A 13,397-nucleotide genomic window follows, 5' to 3' on the forward strand; every position below is an offset into this window, starting at 1 on the left:
ACTCATCAAACTTGGTATTTTTAATACAATAAAACGTGCTGGTTAGCCAGATTGCTATAAATCAATAATTATAAAGATTACGCAGACATGAAGATTACTAAGCCTTTATTTATCATAACCTCCTTGGTGCTTCTTGCCGCTTGTGGCGGAGAGTCAGGTAGTGATGCAAACACACAAAAACCAGTGACACCCAGCATTCCCGTAGAACCAGAAAAACCTGATGTGACCAAACCTATGCCGCCAGTTTCCCAGCTACGCTTACTGGCAACCGCAGAAACATCGGTGACCTTAGGTTGGCAAGACGCTCACAACGCATCAGGCTACTATGTAAACCGTGACGGACAACAAATCTCGGTGATCAAAAAAGGTTTCCACGCATTTACAGACAATGGCTTAACCGCTAACCAAAGCTACCTCTATGAAGTCTTAAGCTTTAATGATGATGGTAAAGTATCTGAACCGATTAGCTTTAAAGCCACACCACAAGCCAACGATGCGCCTGAGATTACCAGTCAGCCGACACCAATTGTGTTAGCTGCGGATGCACCTCATGGTTACTCAGTAAGTCAAATACTCGCGACAGATAAAAACCATGACCCTCTGACTTACCACCTTGCTACTGCTGATGCTCAACGTTTCTTTAGCATTAATGAACAAGGGATACTTTCGGTAAAAGCCTCCCCTATTGAACTGGCCAATAAAGTCATGCAAGTGCTGGTTGAAGTCAGTGATGGATTAAGCGTTTCAACTACCGAGTTGAAACTTGGCTTTATCAGTAAGGAACAAAAAGGGGTACACCGCGAGGTATATACTGGTGCCAACATGCATGGCAACCTTGCTTCGCTAAAAGTTCACCCGACCTATCCGCAAGCCCCTTCTTCGGTCAGCACTGAAGCAAGCTTTTCATCACCACGTAATACCGCAAACTGGTACGGACAGCGTATGTCTGCCTATATCATTCCCCCCGTTACCGGAGACTATCAATTCTGGATAGCAGCAGATGATGAAGCTGAACTGCTGCTAAGTAGCACCACAAGTGAAAAAGACTTCACTAAGATAGCCGCAGCCCCAACGCACACGTCGATCAACCAGTGGGATAAAAGTCCTGAACAACAATCTAAACTGATCACGCTCGAAGCGGGCAAGCCTTATTTGTTGCGTGCGATAATGGCAGAAGGGAGTGGTGCTGATTTTGTCGATGTCGCTTGGGCCATCCCAGAGGGTACGCGAGAGATCATTGCTAATGAATTCCTACTCCAACCTGTTGATACCGAAAACCCAACGCCCATCAGCAACTTTAACTGGCTGAAAAAAAGCAAAAATGACATTTTACTAGAGTGGTTAGCAGCCTCTGACAATGTCGGCGTCGATCACTACGCCGTTTATAACAATGGCAAGCTACTCAAAACAGTCAATGGGCTAAGCCTTGAGTTAACAGGGCTAACAAGCAACACCCGCTATAACATTACCGTCAAAGCCGTTGATAAGGCGGGGAATGAATCAGCAAGCAGCCAAACTGGGGTCATTATCATTAACGATATTATCCCACCATCTCCAGTCACTCAGGTTACGCTAACCAATATCAGTCACGATGGCTTGACGGTTAACTGGATGGCACCTGGCGATGCGCGCCAAGCTAACCTACTCTACAAAATTTATGCAAATGGCAAACTTGTCGGCCAAACATATGCTACTCACTACCCACTAACGGCACTCGAAGCAAACCGACGCTATAAAATCCAAGTTGAGGCCATCGATACGGCGGGTAATAGCAGCGAGTTATCAAGTGAACAACAAGCCACAACATTGGAGCTAGCGGCAGGTACACCGACCTTTAACTATGCTTCTTTTACGTTTGCTTTTGCAACCAATAGCCTCGCTAACAGTCAAGTGGGTACGCTTTCTTATACCAGTAACAATACCCCAGCCTTTACCATCGAATCAGGTAACAATGAGGGTTACTTCGCTATCGATGACCAAGGCAATATCAAGCTAGTAAAAGCACTTTCAGCGACAACGAGTGCCAATACGCCAAGCTTTTTGCTCACAGTTCAAATTAAAGATGGTGCTTTAAGTACCACATCGAAGGTTAAAGTCGTTACCCTTGCCGCTGCACAACTGCAACAACAAGGCGTGCTTCAACAAGTTTGGACGGGGATTTCTGGCAACTCAATCAACGACATCAACACCCTAGCACCAGTTTCATCGCAAAACGTGCTGCCTCAATTTAAAAGTATTGCTGGTATGGGTGATAACTATGGCCAGAAAATATCAGGCTATTTGCGCGTACCCGAAACAGGGCTATATAACTTCTGGATTGCCTCTGACGATGGTAGCGAACTGCGCATTAGTGAAGATCTAACGCCAGAGAAAGGCGTTGTCACTGCACGAATCAATGGCTATACCTCTATCGACAACTGGAGTAACAACAACCAAGTTACCAAAAATATTCAGCTTAATGCAGGGCAACTTTACTACATTGAAGCCATGCACAAAGAAGGCGGTGGTGGTGATCACTTATCGGTGGCATGGCAAGGGCCAAGTATTACTAAGCAGCTATTAAAAGGTGATTACTTAATCCCGCATAGTAGTCTCTACCCTGCGATAGCAATCATCGAAAATGGTTATCAGAGTGGCTTAACCAGCAATGGCAATCAAATCACTATTGATTTCTTACTTGACCAAAGCGCGGTCGATAGCGATGTATGGGTCTATTACGGTGAAAGGGATGCTGGCAATAATTCTCAAGGCTGGCAATACCGCATCAAACTTAGCGATTTAAGAGAAGGTAAAAACAGAGCAATATTAGACAATATCCTCCCCGGCCGTCGTTACTATGTGCGTATTGAAACACAAGGTGCCGCGGGAAGCTCATGGACATCAACCCCAGTGATTATCGATACAGTCGTGATCGATGAAAGCAAGGTAGCAGGTGAAGCACTACCGCGTTCAATTGCGCTATCGGTCACCCATGAAGGCAAGCAATACAACCTTTCGCTGACCAAGCATTCTGTACGTTCGCCGCATTATCAGTTACTCACTTACGATGAAAGACGCGAACAACAGTTCATGCCTGTTGTGCCTATGCCTGAAGTACGCACGTACCGCGGCATTGTAGATAATGATCCAACGCTCACTGTAACAGGTGCTGTAGATTCAAATGGCAAAATGTACCTCTCTTTATGGGGCGGGGATCGTCTTCGCTGGACTCATGACATCAGTATCAAAGATCGCATTAACAAAGATGCGCTGGGTAATAGCGAAATCACTAATGACGAGCTCATCATCGATTTTGATATGCCTGTCATGACCAATAATCGTTTGTACTTGCCACAACCTGGGCTTGATTTTCATAACAACCTAGGGCGAATCACCTTCACTCACAACAACTCGCAGTTCGTTGCAAACGCAGGTAGCAACATCATCAATGCTGTTGCTCAAATGGAAGGGCATATTAATGAGCTCGATTACACGTGGGCACAAAAAACGGGCCTACGTTGGGATATCGCACGCTCACTGATTGAAGTGAATGGTGATTCAAGCAAAGCCACAGATCCTCGCCCTGCTGCAAGAGACGCTGCAAACTTTTCAATTCAGTTTCAAGATTCGAAAAACGGTGGCTATTGTTGGGGGGGCGGCGACTGGGTTGGCTGTATTGCCAACTATCGAATGAACTGGGGCTTCACCCATGAAATTGGTCATAACTTTGGCTTAGGCCACGGCGAACAAACCGACAACAATGAACAAATCCAAACCCCGTCCACCCACATGGGTAACATGCAGGCATGGAAAACAACGGGTCGCTTACAACATGGCTCTAAGTTTAAAGCAGCAACAGCGCTGACCGATCCTATGCTACCTGCCACATTTAAAGACTACATCACGGTATATCAAAATGAATCTGGCTCAGTTAATCCACTGGCCAACGACTTTGATGCCAACGGTGAAATATTACGCATCAGTCACTTTGACCGCATGACAGCAAAAGGTGGCACAGTTACTCAAGTGGGTAACACCCTGCACTACACCCCACCAGCTGATTTTATCGGTGTCGATCAGCTCCTCTATACTGCAACAGATGGACAATTTGAAACCACAGGCCCAATTCAGATCCAAGTGATTAAGCGTGACATCGCTGGCAATTGGGATCTGGATACCTTAGATGGCAATACCATCAAGGATGGTTCAACTAATCACTACGATTTAACCGCGCCAGATATCGATAAGATTACAGGCAAAGATATTCTCAATACGCAAATCTCTGGACCCGGTAATGACAACGGCCTCACGATTCCATTAATCGCGTCAACCAAGATGGAGAACGATGCGCTTGGTCATGCGTTATTGCCGCATACTCTAGATCCCGGCCATAAAAGCTTTACCGCTTCCATGTGGTTCAAAATGGGAAAAACAGAGGGTAATAAGCTACTGATCGGCAAATCGTCATCTGGCCCCAACAACATGCAGTACGGCGGTTGGGAAATTCGCTCTACTGCTACAGGCGTTGAAATGCAGGTCAGTTTCCGTGACCGACTGATGAAAGATAATAAAGTCATCATCAGCCAAGCAGCCTCCATTGATGATGAACAATGGCACCACGTAGCCATGATAATAGATCGCGAGAACAACAAGCTGCAAGGCTACTTAGATAATGTGATGTTTGAAGGGGACTTGCTCGCCAGCCAAGAGCCTATCATGGCGGCGATGAACAGCTCAGGCTACGGTGGTGGATCACCTTTCAAAGTGGGTGGACATACTGCGGTGGTTTGTGCAGAAAACCAAACCGAGAACTGCCCTATCACAGAGGTTCAAGCGTTTGATAGTGTCAAGGTGTACCACAAAGCACTGACAGAAAATGAAATAGCCACATTATTTACGGAGCATTAATCAGGACTAACATTTAGTTTTAGCTGAATTACAACGCACGGGCTCATGCTTTTGAGCCCGTAGCACAGCGGCCAAACGGCTTATTCCCCCCTTAAATTAGCTAATCTCTTTTCTTTTCTGGTTTTTCCAACCAACTACCTTCTGTGACTTACCTCTCACATCTGTTCTTTATCGAATTTATCTGTATAATTCGCCGCCTAATAATTCGTGCTTTCATTTCTGTTGATTTGGCATATCTGACTAAGCAATTAGCCCATCTTATACCTAGGAATACTTCTTTGATCTCAACCGCTAACATCACCATGCAATTCGGCGCCGAGCCTTTATTTGAAAACATTTCTGCTAAGTTTGGTAACGGTAACCGTTACGGCTTAATCGGAGCCAATGGATGTGGTAAATCAACGTTCATGAAGATTCTTAGTGGTGCACTAACGCCAAGCTCTGGCAATGTGTCGATCACCCCTGGACTTAAGCTTGGCGTACTTAGCCAAGATCAGTTTGCTTTCGAGCAACACAACGTTATCGACGTTGTGATCATGGGCGACCGAAAACTATGGGAAGTCAAAAAAGAACGTGACCGTATTTACTCTCTACCAGAGATGAGTGAAGAAGACGGCATGAAAGTTGCTGAACTTGAAAGCGAATTCGCTGAAATGGACGGCTACACAGCAGAAAGCCGTGCTGGCGATATTTTGCTACAAGCGGGTATCGAAGAAGAATTCCACTTCGGTCTAATGCAGCAAGTAGCACCAGGCTGGAAACTGCGTGTGTTACTTGCACAAGCACTTTTCGCAAACCCAGATATTTTGTTACTAGATGAACCAACAAACAACTTGGATATTCATACTATTAACTGGCTGGCTGAAGAACTGAATCAACGTAAGTGTACAATGATCATCATCTCGCATGACCGTCACTTCTTAAATTCAGTTTGTACTCACATGGCAGACATCGACTATGGTGAGCTGCGCATTTATCCTGGTAACTATGAGTACTTCCTAGAAGCATCTGGTCTTATTCGCGAACAGCTACTCGCTGGCAATGCTAAAAAAGCGGCTGAAATCAGCGAGCTTCAAGACTTCGTAAACCGCTTTGGTGCAAATGCCTCTAAAGCGAAACAAGCAAGTTCTCGCGCCAAGAAAATGGATAAAATTAAGCTAGACGAAGTGAAATCAACTAGCCGTATTAGCCCATCAATTGACTTTGGCGAAGGTAAAAAACTGCACCGTCAAGCACTTGAACTACAAGATTTAGGCCATGGCTTCGATGATGGTTTACTGTTTGAAAAAGGTAACCTACTGCTAGAAGCAGGTACACGTTTAGCCGTTATCGGCGAAAATGGTGTGGGTAAAACAACATTACTACGCTGCCTAGTAAACGAATTAGAACAAAAACACGGTATCGTGAAATGGTCTGAAAATGCGTCTATTGGTTACTGCCCACAAGACAGCACTGCAGATTTCGACAACGACTTAAGCATCTTCGATTGGATTTCACAGTGGCGTACAACCAAGCACGATGACTTGATGGTACGTGGTATTTTAGGCCGCCTTCTATTTACAGCTGATGATGCCAACAAAAAAGCCAAGAACTGTTCTGGTGGTGAAAAGAACCGTCTATTGTTTGGTAAGTTAATGATGCAAGACATCAACGTACTCGTGATGGACGAACCAACGAACCACATGGATATGGAAGCGATTGAAGCACTTAACAACGCACTGAAAGGTTATGAAGGTACGCTTATTTTTGTAAGCCATGACCGTGAGTTCGTTTCGTCGCTTGCAACATCTATCATTGATGTGAAGGATAAGCAGCTAGTGAACTTCCAAGGTACTTTCGATGAATACCTTGCACACCAGAAAAAAATGCTCGCAATCGCATAGAGACAGCATTTTAATCTCGCGTTTTTAAACCAAAGAGGCCACTGAATTCAGTGGTCTTTTTTTATCATTAAAATACTACCCAGCACTTGCCTTACAACCAATAACTAGAACCAATCGGTCTATTATCCCTACCGTTTGTTGAGCACTCAAATAAAAAATATTAATAAACTTTCAAAAAATGACACAGCGGCATAAAAATGCTAAATAGTACTTACGGTTGTAAATAATAGCCTTGAATCGCCATTTCCTAAAATATAATGCTACTCAATGCACATTAATGGCTAATTCACTACAACAGGCTAACCGTTCGCAAACACACAGCTGGATACACAAAATGAAATTAATATTGAAACTGATCGCCGGTATTGTCGCCGGTATCTTACTTGGCTTTTTTGCTCCCGATGAAATCGTTCGCATACTGCTGACCGTTAAATCGATTGGTGGACAACTGATTGGGTTTACCATCCCCCTCATCATTCTTTTTTACATCACCAGTGGAATTGCAAGCTTACCGAAAAACTCGGGTAACTTGCTGGGTAAAACCGTGGCACTGTCATACGGTTCAACGATTATTGCAGGCAGCTTAGCGTTTATCGTTGCTAGCTCTGTTATTACTGGTATTCCAAGCCCAGACCAAACCACTGTTGATGCTGGCGCTAAACTAACCAGCTTTATCAGCCTAGAAATTCCACCAATGTTTGGCGTAATGACAGCACTAGCTACCGCTTTCTTATTTGGTTTAGGCATCAGTGTCACTAACAGTGTTCGCCTAAAAGAAATTGCCGATGATGGCCGTAGTATCATTGATCTGCTGTTATCTAAAGTCATCATTCCACTACTGCCGTTCTACATTTCAGGCATTTTTGCCGAAATGGCAGCGGAAGGCACAGTCTTTACAACCCTGAAAACATTTGGCGTTGTTTTAGCATTGGCTGTATTCATGCACTGGGTATGGATCACCATCCAATACACAATCACTGGTTTAGCATTAGGCATGTCTCCAATTAAGCTGATCAAGAACATGCTTCCAGCGTACTTCACCGCAATTGGTACTATGTCTTCTGCTGCAACAATCCCTGTTACCTTGCGCCAAACCAAAAACAACGGTGTGGATGAATCTATTGCTAACTTCACCATTCCACTGTGTGCCACTATCCACCTGTCAGGCTCTACTATTACGCTCGTCACCTGTTCAACAGCAGTGATGGCGCTTAGCCAACACATTGCGCTGCCTTCGTTGCTAGAAATGTTGCCTTTTATCATGATGCTAGGCATTACCATGATCGCAGCACCAGGTGCACCGGGTGGCGGTGTCATGGCGGCATTAGGATTAATGGCGTCTATGCTTGGTTTTGGTGAAGCCGAACTGGCACTGATGATTGCGCTATACATGGCTCAAGATAGCTTTGGCACTGCATGTAACATTACAGGTGATGGGGCGATTTCACTTTGGGTCAATAAATTTGCTCAAAAACAACCTGCATCTACCGCGGAAACACAAACTGCTAAGTAATCAAATTGTAGCTTGATTGATAACATAAACCGCTGACTGTTCAGCGGTTTTTTGTATCTACAAAATGAAATCACACTCAATAAAGGGCAGAGAAAATAAATACAAAAAGAAGGAATACGAAGAAACCACCTGATAGTTCCAACTTATGAAGAGTTTGACCATCAAAGACGTCGATCTCTTCTTTATCAAAACAAAATGCTTTGTCTATTTCTGAAATAAAGGCTTGGTGCTCAACTAATCTCATACACTTCCCCATTCAAGTTTAAAACATAGAGGTATGGTCTTACGCTTATCGATAATGACATCAAACAGGTCCAACCAGATAGGTGTTATCATCCATTGTACACCTTTGGCACTTTTTGATAATGACGTAATACTTGAAATCAACATTCGGTCTAACCGAATTGAATAAGGTGAAAGTAGCCCCTACTTAATGTGGCATAAATACGTTAAAATACCGCGCTATTATCTTAGCTCTGAGCCCTTTATATTAATGACTACTGCCACAACGCCAGCCAACTTCGCGGAACTTGGCCTTATTTCACCTCTTTTAAATCGATTAACTGAGCTGGAATACCAACAGCCAACCCCTATTCAAGCGCAAGTTATTCCAAGTGTCTTAGTAGGACGTGACTTAATTGCAGGCGCTAACACTGGCTCGGGTAAAACAGCGGCTTTTGCATTACCTATCTTGCAGCACCTTGCGACACAGAGTGATCGCTCTACTGGCGGAAAAGGTAATTACGTTAGTGGACTAATTTTGGTTCCTACCCGTGAACTTGCTAAGCAAGTTGCTGATAGCATTAAGTCTTACGCTACGCATTTTAATGGGGCGATTAAAACCGTTGCTGTTTTCGGTGGTGTGTCAGCGAATACTCAAATGCTTGCACTACGTGGCGGTACAGATATTTTGGTTGCAACGCCAGGCCGTTTACTTGATCTGATTTCAAGTAATGCGATTAAGCTTGATAAGGTTAAAACCTTAGTGCTTGATGAAGCCGACCGCATGTTAAGCCTTGGTTTTACCGAAGAACTAGCGGAATTATTGGCACTGCTACCGAAGAAAAAGCAAACCTTGCTATTCTCGGCAACATTCCCAGAGCAAGTACAAACGTTAACGCAAGAGCTGCTAAACGACCCTATCGAAGTTCAGCTACAAAGTTCTGACGCCAGCACCTTAGTACAACGCGTATTTAACGTGAACAAAGGTGAGAAAACAGCCGTACTCGCACATTTGATCCAACAGCATCAATGGCGACAAGCACTGATTTTCGTGAATGCTAAAAACAGCTGTGAACACTTAGCGGATAAACTTCACAAACGTGGCATTAATGCAGAAGTATTCCACGGTGATAAAGGCCAAGGCGCCCGTACTCGCGTACTTGATGCGTTTAAATCTGGTGAAATTGAAGTATTAATTGCGACAGATATCGCGGCTCGTGGTTTAGACATTGAAAAACTGCCAGTAGTAATCAACTTTGATTTACCACGCAGCCCATCAGACTACATGCACCGCATCGGTCGTAGTGGTCGTGCGGGTGAAGTCGGCTTAGCATTATCACTGCTTGATTATGAAGATTACCATCACTTCAAAGTCATCGAGAAGAAGAACAAGATCCGTCTTGAGCGTGAACAAGTTGAAGGCTTCGAAGTGGATGAAAACATCACAGCAGAACTTCTAGCGGCCATTAAACCTGTGGCGAAGCCTGAAGGCACAGGTAAGAAAAAGCGTAAAAACAAAGCATCATCAAATGCCGATGTTTGGTTAAACAACTTTTAATCTACCCTCTTTCCGAGAGCGCTTTTAAATCACCGACTGAGCCCAGCACTTGCTGGGCTTTCTTATATGCGGTGACTATAGCTATAGCGATTCAGCTAACGATTCGAATGCTTGAACTCTTGCCTTTGAGGTTTCACGAGCGGCATTGGATGCGCTATCAGCCGAAGAGAAAGTAGCAATGACGACATTCTTTTCTTGGTTGATATAAAGGAACTGGCCAAATACCCCTCGAAAGGTCGCAATGTTTTTCTCGGAGTCATGTACCCAAAGGAAGTTTTTATAACCCTCTAGGTGTGGGTCAAACACTGCACTATCCGCGTTTTTATACACGCTATTCATCATGTGCGTATTTTCTTCTTTGGTGATAGTAAAGCTGTCTTTCACCCACTTTTCAGAGAAAACCTGCTCGCCGTTGTACGCACCATTATTGGCCATTGCTAGGCCAACACGTGCAAAGTCTCGTAGCGTCGTATTGAAGCCCCCTGTCGCTACAGGATTGTAGTTCATGTCGGTCATGAAGAAAGCATCATGCTCCACCCCGAGTTTGCTCCAGATATTATCAGCAATGAATTTGTTAAGTGGCTGACCAGAAACACGCGCAACTACCCAGCCAATCACATCAACGTTCGGGCTATGGTATTCAAACTTATGGTTAACCTTCAAATCTTTGTTCTTTTCGAACATGGCAGCAAAGCTCAACAGATCTCGTGGAGTGTCAGCCTTCATCGGATCTAATGCCATCAAATCGTACGCAGGAATAAACCCTAAGCGACGAAAGTATTCGAAATGCACATCACCGGGTGCCATGTTTACATAGTCTTCACTGTAGTTAACAGCGGAAGTCATATTCAAAAGCGTACGAACGGTTTGCTTCCCAAAGTGCGTCCCTTTCAATTCAACAATATAGGTACTCACTTTTTCATTAACATCGACCTTCCCCTGCTCAACCAATAAGCCTAACGCCTGACCAACGAGTGACTTTGTGCTTGAAGCCCACAGATGATGGTCTCTTGCGGTAAAATCACCAAAATATTCTTCATGCAGTACTTTGCCATCTTTCAGAATAATGTAGCCATCGGTATGGTCGTTAATCATCGCCTCACGAAATGACAACACTTCATCACCATAGGAAAACTTGTGTTGAACAACATCTGGGTTAAGCGCCTGAGGAATATCATTGATTGCCCCATCACGAGCGACCATCACGCTTGGGTGGATCCCCATATTTTGGAATGCCCACTGATTGAAAGGAACATGGGTATAGTTACTCAATGTTACTTGCTCATTCGGCTGTGCTGGCACTGTCGACATTGGCTTAACGTCGGCAAACACTGAGGTAGAAACTAGACCTGTCACCATGAGTGAAATAATCGACTTATTCATCTGAAATCCCCGTTAACAATCTTGTGTGTACGGGACTAGATTAACTTGTTAGATTCAAACATATAAATCCAAAATGTACGCTCAAACAGTACAAAGGTGATGAGATGATTTCGATAGAGCAAGTGGCCTGCTTTACCAGTGTTTACGAACTGCAAAGCTATAGCGCCGCCAGTAATAAACTGGGTAAAGCGCGATCAACGGTACGAGAACGCATTAACGCACTGGAAGATATGATGGGCGTGACGCTTTTTTCTATCGAAGGGAAGAAGGCAATACCCAGTGATACGGCGCATCGGCTGTACCCACGTGCAAGGTTATTGGCTAGACAGTCTTTGGAGTTCGAGAATATTGCGTTGTCTGCCTACAAAGGTAAATTAAGCAACATTACCGTTTATCACGACAGTTTAATCCCCTCACAATTGCTGTTGAGTATCGAGTCAGAGATTAAATCGCTTCAACCAAGCATGATCATTAACTGGTTGCAAAGGGATAGAAACCACTGTTTACAGCAAGTAGAAGACGGCGATGCACTGTTTGCTATCATGCCGGGTATGGGTAACCTCCACCCTAGCGCGGGCATTGGCAGTATCAACCTTGGCTCTTTTCATCTGAGTATCTTTACTGCTACCAATTCAACAATCCCTGACAAACCGGTATCTATCGCTGAGTTGGCGACTTTTCGCCAGCTTATAACAGAAAATGATCTCGCCAATGAGTTAAGACACACTAAGCTCAGCAGCGAATTTGAGATTGTCAGCTCGCAACACTTGCTCATCGATAAACTAAAACGAGGCGGATGGACAGTGTGTTCACCCGACAAGATGAGCCACCACATCACAAACGGCGATATTCGAGAAGTGGAACTACAAGAAGCCCCAAAAATGGTGCGCCAAGACTGTATTTTGTTTTACAACATGTCATCCATTTCTTCTCAACAAGAGTCTGAAATCCTCGCCGTGGCGACTCAGGTTGCGAAGAAACTTAATCTGTAGCTATGAGCCGTGGCAGCGTGTTTTTGGACAAATGTAAGTTAGAGTCAGTTACCTTATTGTCACCTTTGTTATAAGGAAAAGTATCGCAAAGCTAGGAGTGTTACTCACAAATCTTGGCCGAGGACTTTACACTTCCAACCTGTTGATTACAGCTTTGGTCTATTTTTATAACCCTATCCCTTTCAGGTCGAGATTAATAGTACACTTCGACCTGATCAAAACATAGGAATCACGGCCATTAAGCTGTTTCAGTCACAGCCTTGGGTTTTACACGCTCCTCTAGTACTGCCTCGCAAAAAATGTCATTACCTGGCGATTTTTTTGACTCTTTAAGTCTATTAAGGCCTAATGAGGCTAGAAGATCTAATACATCAGATTCCGTTAACCCCACAAGTTCAGGCGCAATTTCTTTTGCTGAATATTTTGCCATATAATGCGTTACGTTTTTAGCTTCAAATGTTGCTAAGTCACTCTTCCACGATGCTTTTTTTTGACATTCAGCAGTTAAGAATTGCTTTCTTGCTGTAGGTGAAATATGTTTGTCAGCCCATAACTCAAGCATTTTGAGACGCTCAATGTTTGTATAAGCGTTATCTAGTAACATAATCAAATGATGTGCCTTGGCTGATGTCAAACGACTGTTGGTGTATTGCTCATAATCTTCACAAAACTTGTCGCCTTCCAGTGAGCTAAGGTTTACTAAGCACTTTTTAAAATACCTTACAAAGCTTAACGCATTGTTATAATTTATCATTTTGTCTAAATCCAGAACAGCAAATGCTATAACTTATTGATTCACAATAATTGCGAACCTGTATACAAAAACACGAGTAATCGTAGCTGTATATACGTACACTGGATGTGCTGTTGCAGAGCTCCCTCATATAGGCATCAAAATAACTACGAGCCTTACTGACGATCATTTCCGCAACCTGATCTTTCCGCTCCCATTGGTTGAG

The 13,397-nt window shown here is 44.0% G+C and carries 8 protein-coding genes; 5 read left to right on the forward strand and 3 right to left on the reverse strand.

What is annotated here, in order from left to right; genetic code table 11:
* The first annotated feature begins 87 nt into the window (after nt 1-87).
* From OCU87_RS10305 to OCU87_RS10315, 3 genes are all read left to right on the forward strand, one after another.
* Nucleotides 88-4,887 (forward strand): fibronectin type III domain-containing protein, encoded by a 4,800-nt coding sequence (locus OCU87_RS10305; RefSeq protein WP_261857056.1) that lies wholly within the window; start codon nt 88-90, stop codon nt 4,885-4,887.
* A gap of 278 nt (nt 4,888-5,165) precedes the next feature.
* Nucleotides 5,166-6,770 carry an ABC-F family ATPase gene (locus OCU87_RS10310; RefSeq protein WP_083540922.1) on the forward strand — a complete coding sequence of 535 codons (1,605 nt, stop codon included), beginning with the start codon at nt 5,166-5,168 and terminating at the stop codon, nt 6,768-6,770.
* 334 nt (nt 6,771-7,104) lie between these two features.
* Nucleotides 7,105-8,283, forward strand: a complete 1,179-nt coding sequence (locus tag OCU87_RS10315) for a dicarboxylate/amino acid:cation symporter (RefSeq protein WP_261857057.1) — start codon at nt 7,105-7,107, stop codon at nt 8,281-8,283.
* Nucleotides 8,284-8,359: 76 nt separating this feature from the next.
* Here OCU87_RS10315 and OCU87_RS10320 read toward each other — a convergent pair whose 3' ends face one another.
* The gene (locus OCU87_RS10320) at nt 8,360-8,527 is read right to left on the reverse strand and encodes a hypothetical protein (protein WP_157072618.1); all 168 of its coding nucleotides are present in this window, start codon (nt 8,525-8,527) and stop codon (nt 8,360-8,362) included.
* Nucleotides 8,528-8,776: 249 nt separating this feature from the next.
* Here OCU87_RS10320 and OCU87_RS10325 point away from each other — a divergent pair, with 249 nt between their 5' ends.
* On the forward strand, nt 8,777-10,063 hold the full coding sequence (locus OCU87_RS10325) for a DEAD/DEAH box helicase (RefSeq protein WP_062690681.1): 1,287 nt from the start codon (nt 8,777-8,779) through the stop codon (nt 10,061-10,063).
* 81 nt (nt 10,064-10,144) lie between these two features.
* On the opposite strand, the gene OCU87_RS10330 is transcribed toward OCU87_RS10325, so the two are convergent.
* Nucleotides 10,145-11,446, reverse strand: coding sequence for a serine hydrolase domain-containing protein (locus OCU87_RS10330; protein WP_261857058.1), 1,302 nt, complete (start codon nt 11,444-11,446; stop codon nt 10,145-10,147).
* A 104-nt stretch (nt 11,447-11,550) separates the two neighbouring features.
* Here OCU87_RS10330 and OCU87_RS10335 point away from each other — a divergent pair, with 104 nt between their 5' ends.
* Nucleotides 11,551-12,438 carry a LysR family transcriptional regulator gene (locus OCU87_RS10335; protein ID WP_261857059.1) on the forward strand — a complete coding sequence of 296 codons (888 nt, stop codon included), beginning with the start codon at nt 11,551-11,553 and terminating at the stop codon, nt 12,436-12,438.
* Between the two features lie 238 nt (nt 12,439-12,676).
* Here the strand turns inward: OCU87_RS10335 and OCU87_RS10340 are convergent, their stop codons facing one another.
* Nucleotides 12,677-13,192, reverse strand: coding sequence for a hypothetical protein (locus OCU87_RS10340; RefSeq protein WP_261857060.1), 516 nt, complete (start codon nt 13,190-13,192; stop codon nt 12,677-12,679).
* Nucleotides 13,193-13,397 lie beyond the last annotated feature (205 nt).

Source organism: Photobacterium sanguinicancri, from assembly GCF_024346675.1.
GTDB classification, from domain to species: Bacteria; Pseudomonadota; Gammaproteobacteria; order Enterobacterales; family Vibrionaceae; genus Photobacterium; species Photobacterium sanguinicancri.